The organism is Streptomyces sp. H27-C3, assembly GCF_030063415.1.
GTDB lineage: Bacteria > Actinomycetota > Actinomycetes > Streptomycetales > Streptomycetaceae > Streptomyces.
Window position 1 is genome coordinate 1 of record NZ_JASITA010000009.1, and the last position, 21,023, is coordinate 21,023.

Below are 21,023 nucleotides of genomic sequence, written 5' to 3' on the forward strand. Positions count from 1 at the left end.
GGGCCCCACCCCGCCGACCCGGACGAAGCCGCACACCTGCCGGCCCAGTCGGCCCGCCGGGCGGAAGGAGCCGCCCGGCTCACCCCCGAAGAGGGCCGCGCCGTCGCCTCCTGGGACCGCGACCTCGACGCCCTCGCCGGCGAGCTCCGCCGCGCCCGCGCCACCACCCGTGACGTTCACGTGCCGCCCGCCCTGTCCGCCTCCCAGCTCGTGCGGCTCGCCGCCGACCCCGACGGCTTCGCCCAGGAACTGGCCCGCCCCATGCCACGCCCCCCGCAGCCCGCGGCCCGCCGGGGTACCCGCTTCCACGCCTGGGTGGAGGCCCGCTTCGAAGAGCTGCCCCTGCCCATGCTCGGCCCCGACGAGCTGCCCGGCGGCGACGGGAGCGAGGCGGAGGTCGCGGACGAGCGCGACCTGGCCGCCCTCAAGGAGGCGTTCGAGCACACGGCGTACGCCCACCGCACCCCGCACCGCATCGAGGCCCCCTTCCACCTCACCCTCGCGGGCCGGGTCATCAGGGGCCGCATAGACGCCGTGTACCGCGACGACGACACCGGCGCGTACGAGATCGTCGACTGGAAGACCAGCCGCACCCGCAGCGCCGACCCCCTTCAGCTCGCCCTCTACCGGCTCGCCTGGGCCGAGCAGTACGACCTCCCGCTCGACTCCGTGAGCGCCGCCTTCCTCTACGTGCGCAGCGGCGAAGTCGTCCGACCAGCCCGGCTGCCGGGCCGGGTCGAGCTCGAACGGATCCTGCTGGACGAGCCGGGTCCGGCGGCCGGTTAGGCTCGGCATCATGAGCGAGACCCCGGACAGCGTCGTCCGTACGTACATCGAAAAGCACCGCGCGGCCTTCCTCGGCGACCTCGCCGACTGGCTGCGCATCCCGTCCGTGTCGGCGCAGCCCGACCACGACGCGGACGTACGGCGCAGCGCCGACTGGCTGTCCGTGAAGCTCAAGGAGACCGGCTTCCCGGTTACCGAGATCTGGCCCACGGACGGCGCCCCCGCGGTCTTCGCCGAGTGGCCGAGCGGCGACCCGGCCGCCCCCACCGTGCTCGTCTACGGACACCACGACGTGCAGCCCGCCGCCCGCGAGGACGGCTGGCACACCGACCCCTTCGAGCCGGAGATCATCGAAGGCCGGATGTACGGACGCGGCGCCGCCGACGACAAGGGGCAGGTGTTCTTCCACACCCTGGGCGTACGGGCCCACCTCGCCGCCACCGGCCGCACCGCCCCCGCCGTGAACCTCAAGCTCCTGATCGAGGGCGAGGAGGAGTCCGGCTCCCCGCACTTCCGCGCCCTCGTCGAGCAGCGCGCCGAGCGCCTCACCGCCGACGCGGTGATCGTCTCCGACACCGGCATGTGGTCGGCGGAGACCCCCACCGTCTGCACCGGCATGCGCGGCGTCGCCGACTGCGAGATCGAGCTGTACGGCCCCGAGCAGGACATCCACTCCGGTTCCTTCGGCGGCGCCGTCCCCAACCCGGCCACCGTCGCCGCCCGCCTCGTCGCGGCTCTCCACGACGCCGACGAGCGCGTCACCATCCCCGGCTTTTACGACGGCGTGACGGAGCTCACCGACCGGGAGCGCGAGCTGTTCGCCGCGCTCCCCTTCGACGAGGCCCAGTGGCTCCGTACGGCCAAGTCCCGGGCCTCGCTCGGCGAGGCCGGCTACTCCACCCTGGAGCGCGTCTGGGCCCGCCCGACCGCCGAGCTGAACGGCATCGGCGGTGGCTATCAGGGCCCCGGCGGGAAGACGATCGTCCCGTCGTCCGCCCAGCTGAAGCTGTCTTTCCGGCTGGTCGCGGGCCAGGACCCGAACAAGATCGAGCAGTCCGTACGGGACTGGATCGCCTCCCGCGTCCCGGCCGGCATCCGCCACGAGATCACCTTCGGCGCCGCCACCCGGCCGTGCCTGACGCCGCTGGACCACCCCGCCCTGCAGTCCGTCGTACGGGCCATGGGCCGCGCCTTCGGCCAGGAGATCCTGTTCACCCGGGAGGGCGGCTCGGGCCCCGCCGCCGACCTCCAGGACGTACTCGGTGCACCCGTGCTCTTCCTGGGTATCTCCGTACCGTCCGACGGCTGGCACGCGCCCAACGAGAAGGTCGAGCTCGACCTTCTTCTCAAGGGCGTCGAGACCACCGCGCACCTGTGGGCCGACCTCGCGGCGAACTGGCGCCCCTCCTGAAGCCGGGAAGCCCTCTACCCGTGCGGTCTCGTGCCGATGGAGTGGTGAAGCCGCGCATCGACCAGCCTGCCTGCCGAACCACCCAATCCATCCGGGGGAGTTGGAAACACCTGTGAGCACTTCGAACGACCAGACGGGCCCGACCGGGGAGCGGTCGATCGGCCTCGCCGCCCCGAGCGGTCTCGACCGCGCCGCACACCACCGCCTCGACGAGGCCTGGCTGGCCGCGGCCTGGAGCCATCCCACGACCCGCGTCTTCGTCGTCTCCGGCGGTCAGGTCCTGATCGACGACACACCGGACGGGCACACCGAGCTGGTCATGACCCCGGCCTTCGAAGCGCCGGTCACCGAGACGCACCGCTATTTCCTGGGTACGGACGAGGGGGGTGTCAGCTACTTCGCCCTGCAGAAGGACACTCTGCCGGGGCGCATGGACCAGTCCGCGCGCCCCGCGGGCCTGCGCGAGGCCGGGCTGCTGCTGTCCCCCCGCGACGCGGCCCTGATGGTCCACGCCGTCGCCCTGGAGAACTGGCAGCGCCTGCACCGCTTCTGTTCACGCTGTGGCGAGCGCACGGTCATCGCGGCGGCGGGCCACATCCGCCGCTGCCAGGCCTGCGGCGCGGAGCACTACCCGCGCACCGACCCCGCTGTGATCATGCTCGTCACCGATGAGCACGACCGCGCGCTCCTCGGTCGTCAGGTGCACTGGCCGGAAGGCCGGTTCTCGACCCTCGCGGGCTTCGTCGAGCCCGGCGAGTCGATCGAGCAGTCCGTGGCCCGTGAGGTCTTCGAGGAGGCGGGCGTCACGGTCGGCCGGGTCGAGTACATCGCCAGCCAGCCGTGGCCGTTCCCGTCCAGCCTGATGCTGGGCTTCATGGCCCGCGCGACGTCCTCGGAGATCACCGTGGACGGCGAGGAGATCCAGGAGGCGCGCTGGTTCTCCCGGGACGACCTGCGGACCGCGATCGAGTCCGGGGAACTCCTGCCCCTGCTCGGTATCTCGATTGCCGCCCGCCTGGTCGAGATCTGGTACGGCAAGCCCCTGCCGAAGCCGCTCAACGGGTAGCCGCACGCAGGCCCGTACGCGGGACTCGCACGAAGGGCTCGTGCACAGGGCGTCGGCGCATGCGAAACGCCCCCCGCGATGTGCGTCGCGGGGGGCGCCCTTCGTGCGTACGGCTATGGGTATGGGTATCAGGGGTCGTCAGACGCCCAGCGCCTGCTTGACCTGCGCGAGGCTCGGGTTGCTCATGACCGACTCCGCTCCGGAGGTGGGAACCACGAGGACCGTCGGGACGGTCTGGTTTCCACCGTTCGCCTTCTCGACGAAGGCCGCGGACTCCGGGTCGTGCTCGATGTTGATCTCGTTGTACGCGATGCCCTCGCGGTCCATCTGGCTCTTCAGCCGACGGCAGTAGCCGCACCACGTGGTGCTGTACATCGTCACAGTGCCCGGCATGTCTTTGGCGCTCCTCTGGTTCGCTGGGGGATCCGTGCTCCCAGTGACTCGAACGTACGCGACCCGGTCACCATTCCCGTATGGCTACGACTACCGCGTGATTAGTACGACCACTGCTCGTCCCCTGTGGACAACTGCCGCGTCCACCTCTCGCGACCTGGCAGCATGGCGGGGTGACAGCAGCAACGCACTCCTCCCTTTTCCCGCAGGCCCCCGAGTCGGCGGACGCGGTGCTCGAAGGACTCGACCCCGAGCAGCGCGCGGTCGCGACGGCCCTGCACGGCCCGGTGTGCGTGCTGGCCGGAGCCGGTACGGGCAAGACCCGCGCGATCACCCACCGCATCGCGTACGGCGTGCGCGCCGGAATCATCCAGCCCAACAGTGTGCTGGCCGTCACCTTTACCAACCGCGCCGCCGGCGAGATGCGCGGGCGGCTGCGCCAGCTCGGCGCGGGCGGTGTCCAGGCCCGGACATTCCACTCCGCCGCGCTGCGCCAGCTCCAGTACTTCTGGCCGAAAGCAGTCGGCGGCGACATGCCGCGGCTGGTCGAGCGCAAGGTCCAACTGGTCGCCGAGGCCGCCGCGCGCTGCCGCATCCGGCTCGACCGCAACGAGCTGCGGGACGTGACGGGCGAGATCGAGTGGGCCAAGGTCACCCAGACCGTCCCCAGCGACTATCCCGCCGCGGTAGCCAAGTCCAGCCGCGACGCCCCCAGGAACCCGGCCGAGATCTCCCAGATCTACGGACTGTACGAGCAGCTCAAGCGCGACCGGAGCATGATCGACTTCGAGGATGTGCTGCTGCTGACCGTCGGCATCCTCCAGGACCGGCAGGACATCGCCGACCATGTGCGCAGTCAGTACCAGCACTTCGTGGTGGACGAGTACCAGGACGTGAGTCCGCTCCAGCAGCGGCTGCTGGAGCTGTGGCTCGGCGACCGCGACAGCCTGTGCGTCGTCGGCGACGCCAGCCAGACGATCTACTCTTTCACCGGCGCCACCCCCGACCACCTGCTGAACTTCCGCACCCACCACCCGAACGCCACCGTGGTGAAGCTGGTCCGCGACTACCGCTCGACCCCGCAGGTCGTCCACCTGGCCAACGGCCTGCTGAACCAGGCCCGCGGCCGGGCCGCCGAGCACCGTCTGGAGCTCATCTCCCAGCGCGAGGCGGGCCCCAACCCGGTCTACCCGGAGTACGCGGACGAGCCCGCCGAGGCCGAGGGCACCGCCCGCCGCATCCGTGACCTCGTCAACGCGGGCGTCCCGGCCGGCGAGATCGCCGTGCTCTACCGCATCAACGCCCAGTCGGAGGTGTACGAGCAGGCTCTGGCCGACGCGGGTGTGCCGTACCAGCTGCGGGGCGCGGAGCGGTTCTTCGAGCGCCAGGAGGTTAGGGAGGCGGGCATCGCGCTGCGCGGCGCGGCGCGCGCCGGTGGCAACGACTCGCTGCTCGACGACGCCGACGACCTGCCCTCCCAGGTCCGGGCGGTGCTGAGCACCAAGGGCTGGACGACCGAACCCCCGGCGGGCTCCGGCGCCGTCCGGGACCGCTGGGAGTCGCTGGCCGCCCTGGTGCGGCTCGCGGAGGACTACACCAAGGCCAAGCAGACCGCGACCCTCTCCGACCTCGTCACGGAGCTCGACGAGCGCGCGGCAGCCCAGCACGCACCCACCATCCAGGGCGTCACCCTGGCCTCGCTGCACTCGGCGAAGGGCCTGGAGTGGGACGCCGTGTTCCTGGTCGGCCTCACCGAGGGCATGATGCCGATCACCTACGCGAAGACCGACGAGCAGGTCGAGGAGGAACGACGGCTGCTGTACGTCGGTGTCACGCGTGCCAGGGTGCACCTGAGCTTGTCCTGGGCGCTGTCCCGCTCGCCCGGCGGCCGGGCCTCCCGCCGCCCGAGCAGGTTCCTGAGCGGCCTGCGCCCCGGCTCCGGGGCTCCGGCCGGCCGCGGCGCGGGGGGCGCCGGAGGCGTCGAGCACGGTGCCGCAGCAGGCAGCACGGGCACCGGCGCCGGTGCCAAGCGGAGGCGGCGGGGGCAGGTCAGGTGCCGGGTGTGTGCGAAGACACTCACCGAGGCCGGCGAGGTGAAGCTGATGCGCTGCGAGGACTGCCCGTCGGACATCGACGAGGCGCTGCATGAGCGGCTCCGCGACTGGCGCGCGGGCCAGGCCGAGGAGCTGGGGCAGCCCGCCTTCTGTGTCTTCACCGACAAGACGCTGATGGCGATCGCCGAGGCGGTGCCGGGCGACGACGGAGCACTGGCCATGATCTCCGGAGTCGGCGCCCGGAAACTGGAGCGGTTCGGAGCCGATGTGCTGGCTCTCTGCGCAGGTCAGGAGCTTGGAGGAGCACACGAGGAGGATTGATCAAAATTCGTCGAGAAAATAGTTTGCGCATGCCCCAGGAATCCCCATAGGTTCTTAACCACGGAAACAAGGGCTTCTCCGAAGCCCTGTGCCCGTGCTGTACTTATCCACACACATGGGATCCGGCTCCGGCCGAGGTCCCCGAGACGCCGAGGGAGGCGAGCCCAGTGACCAGCTTCATGACTTCCACCAAAGTGACCGATCACTCGGTCGTCGCCACCTGCCCGCTCGGCTCCTCGCTCCGTGGTACGGGTCTGTCCGGCATTGCTGCCTTCAGCCCCGCGGTCCTCAGCCCGGCCGTTCTGGTCCTGGCTGATCTCCCCGTCCGGGAGCGCAATGAGCGACCGACCGAGGCACCGGAAGCAGCAGTAGCAGTCGCGCAGGCGCATGCCTATGCCTCTGCGGCGGCCGGTGCCGGATTCAAGAAGCAGACGACGCAGCACCACACGATGTGGGCCTTCCGTGGGCCTGAACCCTGGAGTGATCCAGCCTGATTCACCATCAGGCAGGCGCCTTCAGGGCCGCGGAACCCCACCCGGGATCCGCGGCCCTTTTGTTTTGCCCGAACGGGCGAGACGAAGCGAAGGGGCCCCGGGACAGCAGACGCCATCCGGCCAACAGGCCGGAACAACCAGACGAGGAAAAAACCACCGTGCAACTCGAAGCGCACGCCCCGTCCGTACCGCCTTCCCAAACGATCTCCCCGCCCGGTCTCACGGAGGACCCCGCCTTGACTCCCCTCACTGCGCTCACCGCGCTCGACGACGCCATCGAGAACCTCGGCGTACCAGTCCCCTGCCGTTCCTTCGACCCGGAGGTCTTCTTCGCCGAGTCCCCGGCCGACGTCGAGTACGCCAAGTCGCTCTGCCGCACCTGCCCGCTGGTCGAGGCCTGCCTCGCCGGTGCCAAGGAGCGCCGCGAGCCCTGGGGTGTCTGGGGTGGCGAGCTCTTCGTCCAGGGCGTCGTGGTCGCCCGCAAGCGTCCGCGTGGCCGTCCGCGCAAGAACCCGGTCGCAGCATGACCAACATTTCTTGGGGGACTGCGCTGAAGCCCCTGAACCGCACCGGCACCATCGACCGACCCCATACGCACGATCCCAAGAAGCAGGCCCCGATGACCTCTCTCACCAGCGAGCCCTTCGGGTCCGCGACCCCCGCCGTCACCACCATTGGCGCGAACGACTCAAGCCAGAACAGGACCCGCGAAATGCAACTCATCCCAGAAGCCCTGGCTCGTGCTCATATGCACGAACTGCTGCGTGAAGCCGAGGCGGAACGCCGGGCCGTGCGCCTGGTCGCCGCCCAGCGGATGCAGCGCCGTGCCGAGCGCACCGCACTGCGCGCCCGCCGCGCTCTGGCCATGGCGGTCATGCAGTAGAAGCCCGGCACCGAAAGCAGCCAGCAGGCACCAGCAGCAATCAGCTCTTTGTGGGGGCCGGTCCGAACGGACCGGCCCCCACGGTGCGTTGTCCCCGCAACCGCCCCGGGACGGGGATATCGTCACGGGGTGGACCAGCAGACCTCTCGCCCCGCAGCACAGCCTGGTGCCGAGCACCTGGTGTGCTCCCGCTGCGGCGCGGTCTCCCAGGGCATCCCACCGACCTGGACCTGCTCCGTGGAGAACGGCAGCCGTCACTACTTCTGCGACGACTGCTCGCGCGCCAACCTCAGAGCCATCGAGGGGCGGCTCGATTCGCCCTGGTGGTGACCATCGCCCCTAGCACCTGTCCGGCCCCGATCCGCCGGACAGGCCCCTAGGTCCCGGCCGCCGCCACCCCGTCTTCCTCACCCTCCGCGCTCTCGGCACCCACTTCAGTGCCTCCGCTGTCCTCCGGTCGGGGGAGGAACCCGGGCAGCCACTCCTCCAGCTCGTCCCGCAGCCGCACCGTCGCACCCAGCTGGCAGAGCACCCCGATCGTGCTCAAAGTCACCCGGTGTATCAGCAGGTAGGCGGGCGGCAGATTGAGCTGCTTGCCCAACTGGTGTGCGGGGGAGCGGATATCGGCCACCCGCGCCGCCTGACTGCGCATCCATCCCCGGCTGAATGTGAACTCCGAGGCCTGCGCCGGCTCGATGATCGGCAGCAGATAGTCCAGCACCGCATCCGGGTCGAGATCGATCGACTCCTTGACGAACCCCTCCTCGCGCAGCAGCTCATACACCGCCTCGGCCTCGCCGTCGATCGTCATGCGCAGTGACTTGCCGACCGTGTCGGGCAGTCCGCCGGGCAGCCGGTCCACGGTCCCGAAGTCCAGCACCCCGAGCCGCCATTTCTCGGCCTCGCCCTCCTCGCCGTCGTCGTCCTCCACGGGCAGCAGACGGAAGTTGCCCGGATGCGGGTCCGCGTGCAGCAGTCCGGTGCGGGCCGGACCGGAGAAGAGGAAGCGGGCCAGCAACTGCCCGGCCCTGTCGCGCTGCTCGGTCGTACCGTCTGTGATCACGTCGGCCAGCGGAATGCCGTCGATCCACTCGGTCACCAGCACCTGGTCGCTCTGGTGCACCACATCGGGCACCACCACGTCCGGGTCGGTCGCGAACTCCAGGGCGTGTTCCCGCTGGGCCTGCGCCTCCAGCTCGTAGTCCAGCTCTTCCGACACCCGGTCACGCAGCTCGGAGATCAGCGGCTTGATGTCCATGCCCGGGATCATCGGACCCAGCAGCCAGGCGAAACGGCTCAGTTGATTCAGGTCGGAGAGCAAGGCCTCGCCGGCTCCCGGATACTGCACCTTGACCGCGACCTCACGCCCGTCGTGCCACACCGCCCGGTGCACCTGGCCGATCGAGGCGGCGGCCGACGGCTTGTTCTCGAATTCCTGGAACAGATCGAGCCAGTCCTCTCCGAGCCGCTCGGCCAGCACCGCGTGGACGGTGCGGGTCGGCATCGGCGGGGCGGCTTCCTGGAGCTTGGTCAGCGCTGCCCGGTAGGGGCCGGCGACCTCCTCGGGCAGTGCGGACTCGAAGACGGACAGCGCCTGCCCGAACTTCATGGCACCGCCCTTGAGCTCACCGAGCACCTTGAACAGCTGGTCGGCCGTACGCTGCTGGAGCTCACGCCCCACGATCTCGGCGGATCTGCCGCCGATCCGCTTGCCGAGCCCCCAGGTGGCCCGGCCCGCGAAGCCCAGCGGCAGTGCTGCCAGCTTGGCGGTACGGGTGACCGCCTTCCGGGGAAGATCAGACATGCGCCCCTCCAAAACCCAGACACCCGCGCCGTGTGTGCCTTGCGGCGTTGCCTGCACGGTCGCGGTTATCCGGCCATTGTGTCCTGTCGCTCGGCGGCCCCCGAGGTGTACTCCCCCTCAGTGTGCCCACTCGCACCGCAGGAACAGTCGGAGTGCGGCAACATCCGCTCCCGTCTCCAGTCCAGCAACGGCAGCGCGGCCTCCCACCGCACCCCCGTGGTCGCCGGCAGTTCACCGTCCAGGAAGGACAGGGCGTGGGCCGCGGCCAGCCCCGCCACCGAGGTCGCCAGGGCGATGTCGCACGCCGGTACGGGCCCGGGGCGTCCGGAGCCCCACTGCGCCAGCATCCGGAGCCATCCGGGATCGCGCTCCGCCCGCCCCAGCGCCATGCAGCCCGCGCACGCACTCCCGCCCGGCAGCACGAGCGGCCCCACCACGCCTGTCCCCTCGACCACCCCCGCATACAGGTGGGGAGTCCCCGAACGCAGCCAGGGCTCGGCGGCGACCGGATCGGGGGCGTATGCCGCGGAGCCGTCCCTCGGAGCGACGATCACGAGCGAGAGCCCCGGCTCGCCCCCGGCGCTGGACCCGCCGGACTCCGTCGCCCGCGGCGGCCGGTCGGGCGCCGACCGGCGCACCAGTTGCCGGGCAGCCACGTCCCGCCGGTCGCCGACGGACTGGGCAGGCAGCCCGCCCGGCGCCACGTCCCACGGCTCAACACACCCGCCGTCCAGCACCTCGACACGCCCGACACCCCCGGCGGCCAGTACCGAGGCGATCGTCGCGCCGACCCGCCCGGCGCCCCTCACCTGAACCCGTATGGCCCGCCGCGCCGCCAGCCGCTGCGCTCCACCGCCCGGCGCCGGATGGATCACCGAGAGCGATGCCAGATCGGGACGGAGCCGGTCGCGCACCTCGGTGCGCGACCGCAGCGCGTCCGCCCCGGGGCCACCGCCCGTGGCGTCGTCGATCAGCCCCGCCGCCGACAGCCGCGCCACCAGCTCGTCCACCCGCCCGTCCGGCAGGCCCATCGCCCGGGCCTCCTCGCGCAGCAGCGGGAGGCCCCGTGTCCCGTCCAGCAGCGCGAGGAAACTCCCCGTCGCCGTGTCCACCGGCCCCACTGTCACCGCGTGCGCGGATGTCATCCCGAATTGCACGGTCTGCCGGTCCCGCCATGCGCGCCGCAGCGCGGGCTTCACCACCGGATGCATATCTGCCGCCCCCCGTCGGTCTTCCAAGATCGATTACGCGAATCCCCCCACGAGCTGTCGCCCGAGCCACGAGAGCCGTCAGCAGATCCACCAGGAGATCCACCAGAGATCCCCTACGAGATCGGTCCCGAGCCCGTCCCCAGTCCGTCACTGGATCCGTCGCGAGATCCGTTCTCGGATCCAGAATGCACGGGGCGGTCGAACCGTGCGGAAAGTTGTCCACAGGCCCGGGATGTTTGTCGTTCAAATGGTGCACTTCAGGGAGCGGATCGCGTTCGACTCATCCTGAGGCGGGACTTCCGCCGCTGACAGCGGGTAACGTCGGGGCGTGTCCGCCGACCCGTCCCCTCGCTTCGCGGGGGAGACCCCACTGCAGAGCGCCGGTAGTCCGCAGCGCGGCGCGCCGAATCAGCCACCCACCGGCTTGCGGCCGAGCGCGGTCGAGGTGCGCAGGAGCGCGAGACGTAGCAGAACGGTCTCCGCGTACCGGGAGGGCGATCGCACGATCGTGCTCATTCCCGCCCGGATGTCGGAGGCGGAAGAGCAACGTTGGGTGACGGTCATGCTCGACAAACTCGCTGCCCAGGAGAACAAACGCGTGTTCGGGGACGCCGAACTCGCCGAGCGCGCGCAGCGCTTGTCGGGCCTGTACTTCGACGGCAGGGCGCTTCCCAGCTCCGTACGCTGGGTGACCAATCAGAACACCCGATGGGGATCGTGCACCCCGGCAGAGGGCAGCATCCGGCTCTCGCACCGCCTGCAGGGCATGCCGGAGTACGTCGTCGACTATGTGCTCGTCCATGAGCTGGCCCACCTGCTCGTACCGGGCCACGGCCCGCGCTTCTGGCGGCTCCTGGAGGCGTATCCGCGTACCGAGCGGGCCCGTGGATATCTTGAAGGGGTGGTGGCCGCCGACCGGTTGCCGCACTTGCCGGGCGCACGCGGTGAGTGACACCCGGTGATTCTGTACCGAGTGTGTACCGGCTTGGCCGGATGTCGGCGTTTGCGGTTAGCCTGACGCGACGCATTTACATTCGGGACTGGGGGACGGTCGTTACGCATGGCCAGGGAATTCCAAAGCGGCCACAAGGCCAAGATCAGTGACCTCACAGCGGGAACGGATCTGTACGTAGGTGTGCAGATCGCTGGGCCCGGACTGACCTTCGACATCAGCTGCTTCGGCCTCGACGTCAACGAGCAGCTCTCGGACGACCGGTACTTCATCTTCTTCAACCAGCCGAAGTCGCCCGAGGAATCCATCCAGCAGCTCGGCCCGCAGTCCGGTGACACCGAGTCCTTCCGCGTCACTCTCGACCGCATTCCGGCGAACATCCACAAGCTCTCCTTCACCGCCACGATCGACGGCGCGGGTCAGATGTCGCAGGTCGGGCCGGGGTATATCCGGATCGTCGCGGGCGGCGAAGAGGTCGTCAGGTACGCCTTCACCGGCTCGCAGTTCAGCACCGAGCGTGCGGTGATGCTGGGCGACTTCTACCTCAAGGACGTCTGGCGGTTCGCCGCTGTCGGCCAGGGATTCGACGGCGGGCTCGACGCCCTCCTGAAGAACTTCGGCGGCGAGGTGGCCGAGGAAGAGCCGGCCGCGCAGCCACCGGCCGGGGCTCCGTCCTTCGCCCCGCCGCCCCAGGCACAGCAGCCCGCACCGTCCTTCGGCGCGCCCCCGGCACGGGCCCCCGCTCCTGCCCAGGCGCAGAGCTTCGCCCCGCCGCAGGCTCCGGCACCCGCCGCCCCGCAGATGCATTCCGCGCCGATGCACCCGCAAGGTGGCGCCGTGCCGCCGGCCGCTCCGGACGGACAGCCGCCCCAGCAGCCGCAGTTCGGCCAGATCCCGGGCCAGGCCCAGCCGCCGGGCGCGCCAGCCCCCTACGGCCAGAGCGCGCCCCTCGGACAGCCGCAAGGCGCGCCCCAGGGCGTGCCCCAAGGTGTCCCGCAGGGCGGAGCCGGTCTCGCGGCCGCCCTCCAGCCGTACCGCGAGGCACCCACGGGCCAGCGCTGGACCCCGCAGAACCAGCAGCTCATCCGGGTCGAGCTCGGCATGGGCGGTACACCGATCCTGGCCCGCCAGGGCAGCATGGTGATGTACCAGGGCAAGGTCGACTTCAGCCACAAGGGCGCGGGCTTCGCGGGCCGGCTCGCCGGTAACGCGACCGGCCAGGAAATGCAGCTGATGCGCTGCTCCGGCCGCGGCCAGGTCTTCCTCGCCGAAGAGGGCGCGAATCTGCACCCCATCGAGCTCCAGGGCGACGGTATCTGCGTCTCCGCGGAGAACGTCCTCGCCTTCGACGAGTCGCTGCAGTACGAGATCCGACGCATCGAGGGTCACGGCCTTCCCGGCGGAGCCCTGTTCACCATGCAGTTCCAGGGCTCGGGCACGGTCGTCGTCAAGACGCACGGCGTTCCGGTGGTCCTGCCCGTCACACCGACCACCTTCGCCGACGCCAACGCCGTCGTCGCGTGGTCCTCCGCGTCCCAGGTGATCCTCTCCAGCCAGGTGCGCCTGCGCCGCAACGCCTATCCCGGCCACAGCGGAGAGACCATCAATCTCCAGTTCCGGGGCGCCCCCGGAAACTTCATCGTCGTCCAGCCCTACGAGGTCTGAGGGAGCCCGTCATGAACCAGCAACTCGCGGGCTTCGCCCCGACACCGATCGCGGCCCGGATGGAAAATCACGGTCGTGCGATGCTCAAGGTCGCCATGGCCGGCGGCCAGGACCTTTACGCGCGCACCGGCTCCATGGTGGCGTACGAGGGCTTCATCCAGTACGAGCCGAACCCGCCCGGCGTACGCCAGGCCGCCTCCCAGTGGGTCTCCGGCGAAGGCGCGCCGATCATGAAGTGCGCCGGTGACGGCCTGCTCTACCTCGCCGACTACGGCGCGGACGTCGTTGTGATCAACCTCAACAACGACTCGCTGTCGGTCAACGGCACCAACCTGCTGGCCTTCGACGCCCACCTCCAGTGGGGCGTGGAGCGGGTCAAGGGCCTGGCCAAGTTCGCCGGACAGGGCCTGTGGAACGTTCAGATCGCGGGCACCGGCTGGGTCGCGGTGACCTCGCGCGGTACCCCGATCGTCGTGGACTGCGGCAGTGGTGAGGACGAGACCTATGTCGACCCGGACGCCCTCGTCGCCTGGTCGCCGAACCTCAAGGTGAAGGGGAAGCGCAGCTTCAAGGCCTCCTCCCTGATCGGCCGAGGGAGCGGTGAGGCGTACCAGATGGCCTTCTCCGGCCAGGGCATGGTCGTCGTACAGCCGAGTGAGGACAGCACCGACCGCCTACGGGTCCGGGGCTGAGGGGGAGCGGGAACACACCATGCAGAGTCCACTTTTCAGCCACACGGAACAGCAGTCCCAGGACCGGTACACCGTGCAGAATCCGCAGCTTCTGCGGGTCTCGCTCACCGGTCAGGACGATGTCCTCGCTCGCAAGGGCTCCATGGTCGCGTACCAGGGGCTGATGGATTTCGACGGCGAGTACCAGTCGAACAACCAGCGCCAGGCCCGCGTCCGCACGGGTGAGGGCCTCGACCTGATGCGCTGCTCGGGTCAGGGCACCGTCTACTTCGCCAACCTCGCGCAGTACGTCCACGTGGTGGACGTCGACCGCGACGGCATGACGGTGGACAGCAGCTATGTCCTCGCCCTGGACTCGGCGCTGCACACCGAAGTCATCGCCGTGGACAGTCAGTACGGCATCTCGGGCTCGGGCAAGTACCAGCTCAACATCTCCGGGCAGGGCAAGGTCGCGCTGATGACCTCAGGCCAGCCCCTGATGCTGCAGGTCACGCCCGACAAGTACGTCAACGCCGACGCCGACGCGATCGTCGCCTGGTCCAGCTCGCTGCGGGTGCAGATGCAGGCCCAGACGCACTCCTCGGGTATCCGGCGCAGGCGCGGCAACACCGGCGAGGGCTGGGAGCTCAGCTTCCTCGGGCAGGGCTTCGCGCTCGTGCAGCCCAGCGAGGTGATGCCGCCGCAGAACGCGCAGATCGGCGAGGGCGTCGCGGCGCAGTTCGGCGTGGGCCAGCAGGGCGCGCACAGTCAGAACCAGAACAACGCCTGGAACTGACAGCACGGCAGATCATCGTGAGCCGACGTGAGTAAGGGGCGACCTCCAGGGAGGTCGCCCCTTACGACCTCGGGGGCGATGGCGCGCGGGCTCCCGACGCCCTGCGCCTCCGACTCCGCCTCCGACTTCGGCGTTGTCGTCGGTCGACGACGCTCCGCGTCGCCTCCCTCCTCCGCCTTGGACGCGAAGCCGCAGGACGCCGCTCGCTGATCCACGCTCCATTGCTCCCGAGGTCGTTACTCACGTCGGCTCACGTACGCACGGTCTGCTCAAGATCCGTTCACGACGTCGGCCGGAGCGCCGCGAGCGTGCTCTTCACCAGGCGTACGACCGAGTCATCGGCCACGCCGGCCACCTCGTCGTAGGTGAACCAGCGCAGGTCCAGCGACTCCTCGCTGACCGCCTCCACCGCGCCATCGGGCGCCAGTGCGGCGTACTGCACATCCAGATGCCAGTTGCAGGGCGCCGGAATCGGGTGCCGGTCCAGCCGCACCGGGCCCACCGGCAGCAGCGTCAGTCCGGCGATCCCCGACTCCTCGGTGGCCTCCCGCAGCGCGGCTTCGGCGAGGGCCGGGTCGCCCGGCTCGCAGTGCCCGCCCATCTGGAGCCACATCCGCAGCTTCCTGTGCAGCGTCAGCAGGACCCGCCCGCGCGACGGGTCGACGACCAGCGCGCTCGCCGTGACGTGCCCGGCCCCGCAGGTCTTCCACATCCCGTCCGGATGCGCCGCCAAGTGCTCCAGATAGGCCTGGCGCAGCTGCTCCTGACCCTGCTGCCGGTCCTCGTAGCCCGTCAGCACGAGGACCGCGTCGTCGTACAGGCTCACTTGTCGGTGTCGCCCTCTTCTTCGGCCGCTCCGGCTGCGCCGCCCGGCTTGGCATCGCCAGGCTCGGCGTCGCCCGTGGCGGCTTCGCCGTCCTTCTTCAAGGTCGGCTTTCCGCCTGCCGCATCGCCGAGCATCTTGTCGAGCTCGGAGAAGTCCAGCTGCTCGCGGTGCACGAACCCGTCCGGGTCGTCCAGGTCGTCTCCCGTCGGCAGCATGTCCGGGTGCTCCCACAGTGCGTCGCGACCGTCGAGGCCGCGCGCGTCGGTGAGCGAGGCCCACAGCCGCGAGGCGTCCCGCAGCCGGCGCGGCCGCAGCTGAAGGCCGATGAGCGTCGCGAAGGTCTGCTCGGCGGGACCACCGGAGGCCCGGCGCCTGCGCAGCGTCTCGCGCAGCGCGTCCGCCGAGGTGAGCCGGGGCTTGGCGGCCTCGTGCACCACCGCGTCCACCCAACCCTCCACCAGCGCCAGGGCCGTCTCCAGACGGGCCAGCGCCGCCTTCTGCGCCGGGGTGTCCTCCGGCTGGAACATGCCCTGCTGGAGCGCCTCCTGCAGCTGCTCGGGGTGCTCCGGGTCCAGCCGGCCGACGACGTCCTCCAGCTTCGAGGTGTCGACCGTGATCCCGCGTGCGTACCCCTCGACCGCGCCGAACAGATGAGAGCGCAGCCACGGCACATGCGCGAAGAGACGCTGGTGGGCGGCCTCGCGCAGGGCGAGATACAGCCGCACCTCGTCCTTGCCGACGCCAAGGTCCTTGCCGAAGGCCTCGATGTTCACCGGGAGCAGCGCGGCCTTGCCCGCCGGGCCGAGCGGCAGCCCGATGTCGGTCGACCCGACCACCTCGCCCGCCAGCACACCCACGGCCTGCCCGATCTGCTGGCCGAACATCGCCCCGCCCATGGAGCGCATCATCCCGAGCAGCGGGCCGGCCATGGCCTGCATCTCCTCGGGCAGTACGTCGCCCATCGCGGCGCCGACGCGCTCGGCGACCGGGTCCACCAGCTGCTTCCACGCGGGCAGGGTCGCCTCGACCCACTCGGCGCGGCTCCACGCCACCGACGTGCTCGCGCCGGACGGCAGGGACGTCACACCGTCCAGCCACAGGTCGGCCAGCCGCACGGCCTCCTCGACCGCGGACCGCTCGCCGGGGCTCACGCTGGCGTCCTTGGTGCCGTCGGCGGTGCCCTGCGCGACGGTCTGGCGTGCGATGTCCTTGGCCATGTCCCAGTTCACGGGACCGCCCTCGTAGCTGAGCATCTGGCCCAGCTGCTGGAACGCCGCACCGAGATCATTCGGGTTGAGCGAGCCGAACATCGCCGCGAACGGATTTTCGCCGCCCGCGCCGCCTGTCAGCGAGCCGAATGGATCCGCTGGATTCCGGCCACCCTCGCCACTGCCCTCGCTGCCCTTCTTCTTGCCATCGTCGCCGTCCTCCGGCGGAAGGCCGAATCCGAATGGGGAGTCACTCACGGGTTTCCTCGGCTCATTGGGCCGCCGGCTCCGGCCGACGGCGACTGCCCGACATCACCACCCAGCGTAGACACCAGAGCCAGTGATGTGGGCTCGATGCTCCGCCGACGCATGGCCTGCGGCAGGATGGACGCCACCTGGTACGTACGCGCTACCGCGTGTACGTACTGAAGACAACCGCTGGAGACGCCCCGTGAGTTCCCCAGATCGTCAGGTTCGCGCAGCGCGAAACCGCTCAACCCCGGCTGCCCGCGGTCCCGTGGTCGCGGTCACGGGTGCCGCTTCGGGCATCGGTGCGCTGCTCACCCGGCGGCTGGCCGCGTCGGAAGAGATCAAGCAGGTCATCGCCATCGACGAGCGCCGGGGCGAGGTGACCGAGGCGCAGTGGCACATCCTGGATGTGCGCGACCCGGCCATCGCGGAGAAACTGCGCGGCGCCGATGTCGTCGTGCACCTCGCGCTCGATCTCGACCTGGAATCCGACCCGGCCGCCCGTACGGCGTACAACGTGCGGGGGACCCAGACCGTCCTCACCGCAGCGGCGGCCGCCGGTGTCCACCGGGTCGTGCTGTGCACGTCCGCGATGGTCTACGGCGCCCTGCCCGACAATGACGTCCCGCTTTCCGAGGACGCCGAACTGCGCGCCACCGCGGAGGCCACCGGTGTGGGCGATCTCCTGGAGATCGAACGCCTCGGCCGCCGCGCGCCCCGTGCGCACCCCGGTCTGAACGTCACGGTGGTGCGGCCCGCCGTCCTGGTGGGCGGCACCGACACCGCGCTCACCCGCTACTTCGAGTCGCCCCGCCTGCTCGTCGTCGCGAAATCCCGCCCCACCTGGCAGTTCTGCCACGTCGACGACCTGGTCAGCGCCCTGGAGTACGCCGCTCTGGAGAAGGTCGAGGGCGAGCTGGCTGTCGGCTGCGACGGCTGGCTGGAGCAGGAGGAGGTCGAGGAGCTGAGCGGCATCCGCCGCATGGAGCTGCCGTCCGCGGTCGCCCTGGGCGCCGCGGCCCGGCTGCACCGGATCGGCCTCACGCCCTCTCCCGCGGGCGATCTGGCGTACACGATGTACCCCTGGGTGGTGAGCGTCAGCAGGCTCCACGAAGCGGGCTGGCGGCCCCGGTGGACCAATGAGGAGGTCCTCACCGAGCTGCTGGCGGAGGTCGCGGGACGGCACACCGTCGCGGGCCGCCGACTCGGCCGCAAGGACGCCACCGCGGCCGGCGCGGCCGGTGCCACGGTCGCGCTGCTGGGCACGGCGGCCCTGGTGCGCCGCGCCCGCAAGGCACGGCGCCGCATCTAGGGCCCGCCGGCCGCGCCCTGGACACGGCAAGCGGTATCCAGCGGTATCCAGGGCCCCGCAGCCGTGTCCGGGTTCCTCCTGCGGCCTGTAGGACCCTCCATACGGGGGACCCGTACCGCAGGTCGAAAGCGCTATTCCGCATTGTCGGCGCGGTACGGCACGATGGGCGCCATGGCAGGCACCACAGGTACTCAGTCCCACCCGGGCGAGCAGGCGGCCCAGGACCCCATCCGGCTGCTGGCGGTTCGCGACACCCCGCTGTCCGTCGACGAGATCTTCAGGGCGGTGGGGGACGAGGCCGCAGGCGGCACGGCGCTCTTCGTCGGCACCGTGCGCAACCACGACTCCGGCGCCGACGTCGACAAGCTCGGCTATTCCTGTCATCCCACGGCCGAGGCGGAAATGCGCCGGGTGGCCGAGAAGGTCGTCGCGGACTTCCCGGTGAGGGCGCTGGCCGCCGTCCACCGTGTGGGCGATCTGGCGGTGGGGGATCTCGCGGTGGTCGTCGCGGTGTCCTGCCCGCACCGTGGTGAGGCCTTCGACGCCTGCCGGCAGCTGATCGACGACCTCAAGCACGAGGTGCCGATCTGGAAACACCAGACTTTCTCGGACGGTACGGACGAGTGGGTCGGCGCGTAACGCCGTCGTCCGAGGCGGCGGTCGGGCGACGCCGGGGCGGGTGAAGGCCCGCTGAAACCCTGTGACCACCCATCCGCCCCGATTTGCGTAACTCGACCCCTGCCGTGAGCGTTGGAGCAGCGGATGGTTAATCTGCTGATCGGTCGGTTTTCGCTGATCGGTCGGTTGCGGTCGCTCTTGGGGTCGGGAGGTCGGGATGGCAGCACTCGCGTGGTTGCTGATTCCGCTTTTCGCTGCCGTCGGTGCTGCGATATGGGGCAGTTGGGCAGCGCGTAATCGTACGACCGGCGATATCTCCGAGCTCGCCGGTTACACCCGGTTCCGTGAGGCGATGGAGAGATCCCACTCCGGTTCCGACGCACTCTGACGCGGCTCCCGCCGTCTGCCCGAGCCCGGTGCCCCGTACGGACCGGCCCCAGCGGTGTACTGACAGACCCGTCCCGTACTGTCGTTCCATGCCACGCCGCACTGCGACGATGCTCGCCTCCACGCTCATCCTGATCGCGCTCCTGTGCGTGGGGGTATTCATCAAAGTCCCCTACTCGGAGATGTCGCCCGGCCCCACGGTGAACACGCTCGGAGACGTCGGAGGCGAGCCCGTCCTGCAGATCTCCGGGCGCAAGACATATGAGACGACCGGCCATCTCAATATGACGACGGTCAGGGTCACCGGCGCCGACTACAAAATGAATCTCGTCGAGGCGGTCTACGGCTGGCTGGCGCACGACAGTGTCGTGGTGCCGCACAACACGCTCTATCCGGACGGCAAGACCGAAGAGCAGTCCACTCAGGAGAACGCCGAGGAATTCAGCCAGTCCCAGGAGAGCGCCAAAACGGCGGCCCTGCGGGAACTGAGCATCCCGGTGCAGACCCGCGTGGTCGTCGCCACCGTCCTGAAGGACACCCCGGCCGAGGGCAAGCTGCACGCGGGCGATGTCATCAAGTCGGTGGACGGCACGGCCGTCAAGGATCCCAAGGACGTGGCCGGGCTCGTCACCCAGCACAAGCCCGGCGAGAAGGTCGTCTTCACGATCGTCCCGGCCAAGGAGGCCGCCGCCGCCGAGAAGGCCGGCAAGCAGCCCGAGGGCAGCGAGGACATCACCATCACCACGGAGAAGGCACCCGGCGAAGACCGCGCGATCGTCGGCATCAAGGCCGGTCCCGACCACGCGTTCCCGTTCACCATCGACATCAAGTTGGCGGACGTGGGCGGCCCGAGCGCGGGCCTGATGTTTTCCCTCGGCATTGTCGACAAGCTCACGCCCAAGGATCTGACCGGCGGAAAGTTCGTGGCGGGCACCGGCACGATCGACGAGACGGGCAAGGTCGGCCCGATCGGCGGCATCGAGATGAAGACCGTCGGCGCACGACAGGCCGGCGCCGAATTCTTCCTGACGCCCGACGAGAACTGCGCCTCGGCCGCCGCGGACATCCCCGAGGGCCTCACGCTGGTGAGGGTCAAGACGATCGACGACGCGAAGAAGTCGCTGGAGAAGATCGGCAGGGGGAACACGGCCGGCCTGCCGCAGTGCACGACGGGCTGATCGGCCGTGTCCCCCGATGGAGCAGGGAGCGCAGGAGAGCCGGCGGAGTTACGCCTCGAAGGTGGCGGCCAGGGCCTCGGCGAGACCCGGGACCAGGGTGGAGCCGGTGAGGACCTCGGTCGCGGAGTCCTTCTCGCGCAGCCGCAGCGCCGACTCGCGTGCCCCGTCACGCAGCACGGCGACGGTCATCCGGACCTCCTGGCGGTCGGGGTGCTCGGCGACCCACTTGGCCAGTTGGGACTCGTTCAGCCCCTTCGGCACGGCGGTCTCCGCGGACGGCGGCAGCATCAGCCGCTCCACCGTCAGCGCGCAGCCGACCACCGCGTCGGGCCAGGCGACCGTGCCGAGGAACTCGTCGAGGGGGGTCGTCGCGGGAATCTCGTCCTGCTCGACAGGGGTGAGGGTGGCCGTCGACTCGCTGTCGTCGAGGCCGAGCTGGGCCGCGAGGCCCGGCTCCTGGGCGCGCAGCCGGGCCGTGTCGACCAGAGCGAAGAGCCTGGCCGGCTGGTCCCAGCCGAGTCCGGCGGAGTAGTCGTCGATTTCGAGTACGGCGCGGGTGAGGGGGCTCGCGGCCATCGGAGTACCGGAGGCGGAGGGGGAAACATTGGACATGCCCAACATCCTGCCTCCTTCGGCCCCCAAAGCGGGAACTGAGTAAAGCTTCAGTAAGTTGCATAAGGGGGCTCTACGATCGCGGAGCCCTAATACCACAACAGCGAACTTCGAGGTGCGCACCTT

Annotated in this window: 21 protein-coding genes; 15 read left to right on the forward strand and 6 right to left on the reverse strand. The window is 70.3% G+C overall.

Features of this window, described 5'->3' with window-relative positions; all coding sequences use genetic code 11:
• The 3 genes from QMK30_RS10805 to nudC all read left to right on the forward strand — a co-directional run.
• Window positions 1-786, forward strand: a 786-nt coding sequence (locus tag QMK30_RS10805; protein WP_283517167.1) for a PD-(D/E)XK nuclease family protein, incomplete at its 5' end; no start/stop codon positions are given.
• Between the two features lie 10 nt (window positions 787-796).
• Window positions 797-2,197, forward strand: coding sequence for a dipeptidase (locus tag QMK30_RS10810; protein ID WP_283517168.1), 1,401 nt, complete (start codon window positions 797-799; stop codon window positions 2,195-2,197).
• A gap of 112 nt (window positions 2,198-2,309) precedes the next feature.
• Window positions 2,310-3,263, forward strand: a complete 954-nt coding sequence (gene nudC / locus QMK30_RS10815) for an NAD(+) diphosphatase (protein WP_283517170.1) — start codon at window positions 2,310-2,312, stop codon at window positions 3,261-3,263.
• A 138-nt stretch (window positions 3,264-3,401) separates the two neighbouring features.
• Here the strand turns inward: nudC and QMK30_RS10820 are convergent, their stop codons facing one another.
• The gene (locus tag QMK30_RS10820; protein ID WP_283517171.1) at window positions 3,402-3,656 is read right to left on the reverse strand and encodes a glutaredoxin domain-containing protein; all 255 of its coding nucleotides are present in this window, start codon (window positions 3,654-3,656) and stop codon (window positions 3,402-3,404) included.
• A gap of 173 nt (window positions 3,657-3,829) precedes the next feature.
• On the opposite strand from QMK30_RS10820, the gene QMK30_RS10825 reads away from it, so the two are divergent.
• The 5 genes from QMK30_RS10825 (at window position 3,830) to QMK30_RS10845 (ending at window position 7,738) form a co-directional block, all read left to right on the forward strand.
• Complete coding sequence (locus QMK30_RS10825; RefSeq protein ID WP_283517174.1) at window positions 3,830-6,031, forward strand: ATP-dependent DNA helicase UvrD2; 2,202 nt, start codon at window positions 3,830-3,832, stop codon at window positions 6,029-6,031.
• Window positions 6,032-6,210: 179 nt separating this feature from the next.
• Complete coding sequence (locus tag QMK30_RS10830; RefSeq protein ID WP_283517175.1) at window positions 6,211-6,525, forward strand: hypothetical protein; 315 nt, start codon at window positions 6,211-6,213, stop codon at window positions 6,523-6,525.
• A 158-nt stretch (window positions 6,526-6,683) separates the two neighbouring features.
• A complete protein-coding gene (locus QMK30_RS10835) occupies window positions 6,684-7,052 on the forward strand; it encodes a WhiB family transcriptional regulator (RefSeq protein ID WP_283517177.1) in 369 nt (122 codons plus the stop codon).
• Entirely contained in the window at window positions 7,049-7,408 is a 360-nt protein-coding gene (locus QMK30_RS10840) for a putative WhiB-interacting protein (RefSeq protein WP_283517178.1), read from the forward strand. The genes QMK30_RS10835 and QMK30_RS10840 overlap by 4 nt, the downstream gene beginning before the upstream one ends.
• Before the next feature lie 129 nt (window positions 7,409-7,537).
• Window positions 7,538-7,738, forward strand: a complete 201-nt coding sequence (locus QMK30_RS10845) for a hypothetical protein (RefSeq protein ID WP_283517180.1) — start codon at window positions 7,538-7,540, stop codon at window positions 7,736-7,738.
• A gap of 46 nt (window positions 7,739-7,784) precedes the next feature.
• Here the strand turns inward: QMK30_RS10845 and QMK30_RS10850 are convergent, their stop codons facing one another.
• Both QMK30_RS10850 and QMK30_RS10855 read right to left on the reverse strand, forming a co-directional pair.
• Window positions 7,785-9,212, reverse strand: coding sequence for an ABC1 kinase family protein (locus QMK30_RS10850; protein WP_283517182.1), 1,428 nt, complete (start codon window positions 9,210-9,212; stop codon window positions 7,785-7,787).
• 65 nt (window positions 9,213-9,277) lie between these two features.
• Window positions 9,278-10,423 carry a ThiF family adenylyltransferase gene (locus QMK30_RS10855; protein WP_283517184.1) on the reverse strand — a complete coding sequence of 382 codons (1,146 nt, stop codon included), beginning with the start codon at window positions 10,421-10,423 and terminating at the stop codon, window positions 9,278-9,280.
• 328 nt (window positions 10,424-10,751) lie between these two features.
• Between QMK30_RS10855 and QMK30_RS10860 the strand changes: the two genes are divergently transcribed.
• From QMK30_RS10860 to QMK30_RS10875, 4 genes are all read left to right on the forward strand, one after another.
• Window positions 10,752-11,375: a M48 metallopeptidase family protein gene (locus tag QMK30_RS10860; protein ID WP_283517186.1), complete on the forward strand. Its 624-nt coding sequence runs from the start codon at window positions 10,752-10,754 to the stop codon at window positions 11,373-11,375.
• Between the two features lie 108 nt (window positions 11,376-11,483).
• Window positions 11,484-13,040, forward strand: coding sequence for a TerD family protein (locus QMK30_RS10865; protein ID WP_283517188.1), 1,557 nt, complete (start codon window positions 11,484-11,486; stop codon window positions 13,038-13,040).
• An 11-nt stretch (window positions 13,041-13,051) separates the two neighbouring features.
• Window positions 13,052-13,732 carry an AIM24 family protein gene (locus QMK30_RS10870; protein WP_283517190.1) on the forward strand — a complete coding sequence of 227 codons (681 nt, stop codon included), beginning with the start codon at window positions 13,052-13,054 and terminating at the stop codon, window positions 13,730-13,732.
• A gap of 19 nt (window positions 13,733-13,751) precedes the next feature.
• Window positions 13,752-14,507: an AIM24 family protein gene (locus QMK30_RS10875; protein WP_283517191.1), complete on the forward strand. Its 756-nt coding sequence runs from the start codon at window positions 13,752-13,754 to the stop codon at window positions 14,505-14,507.
• 280 nt (window positions 14,508-14,787) lie between these two features.
• Here the strand turns inward: QMK30_RS10875 and QMK30_RS10880 are convergent, their stop codons facing one another.
• Entirely contained in the window at window positions 14,788-15,333 is a 546-nt protein-coding gene (locus QMK30_RS10880; protein ID WP_283517192.1) for an NUDIX hydrolase, read from the reverse strand.
• Window positions 15,330-16,799: a zinc-dependent metalloprotease gene (locus QMK30_RS10885; RefSeq protein WP_283517193.1), complete on the reverse strand. Its 1,470-nt coding sequence runs from the start codon at window positions 16,797-16,799 to the stop codon at window positions 15,330-15,332. Before QMK30_RS10885 ends, QMK30_RS10880 begins: the two co-directional genes overlap by 4 nt.
• 193 nt (window positions 16,800-16,992) lie before the next feature.
• Between QMK30_RS10885 and QMK30_RS10890 the strand changes: the two genes are divergently transcribed.
• The 3 genes from QMK30_RS10890 to QMK30_RS10900 all read left to right on the forward strand — a co-directional run bounded on the left by QMK30_RS10890 (window position 16,993) and on the right by QMK30_RS10900 (window position 20,285).
• Entirely contained in the window at window positions 16,993-18,102 is a 1,110-nt protein-coding gene (locus QMK30_RS10890; protein ID WP_283517194.1) for an SDR family oxidoreductase, read from the forward strand.
• Window positions 18,103-18,273: 171 nt separating this feature from the next.
• The gene (locus QMK30_RS10895; protein WP_283517195.1) at window positions 18,274-18,741 is read left to right on the forward strand and encodes a molybdenum cofactor biosynthesis protein MoaE; all 468 of its coding nucleotides are present in this window, start codon (window positions 18,274-18,276) and stop codon (window positions 18,739-18,741) included.
• Between the two features lie 455 nt (window positions 18,742-19,196).
• Entirely contained in the window at window positions 19,197-20,285 is a 1,089-nt protein-coding gene (locus QMK30_RS10900; RefSeq protein WP_283517197.1) for a YlbL family protein, read from the forward strand.
• Window positions 20,286-20,333: 48 nt separating this feature from the next.
• On the opposite strand, the gene QMK30_RS10905 is transcribed toward QMK30_RS10900, so the two are convergent.
• Complete coding sequence (locus QMK30_RS10905) at window positions 20,334-20,906, reverse strand: PPA1309 family protein (protein ID WP_283517199.1); 573 nt, start codon at window positions 20,904-20,906, stop codon at window positions 20,334-20,336.
• Window positions 20,907-21,023 lie beyond the last annotated feature (117 nt).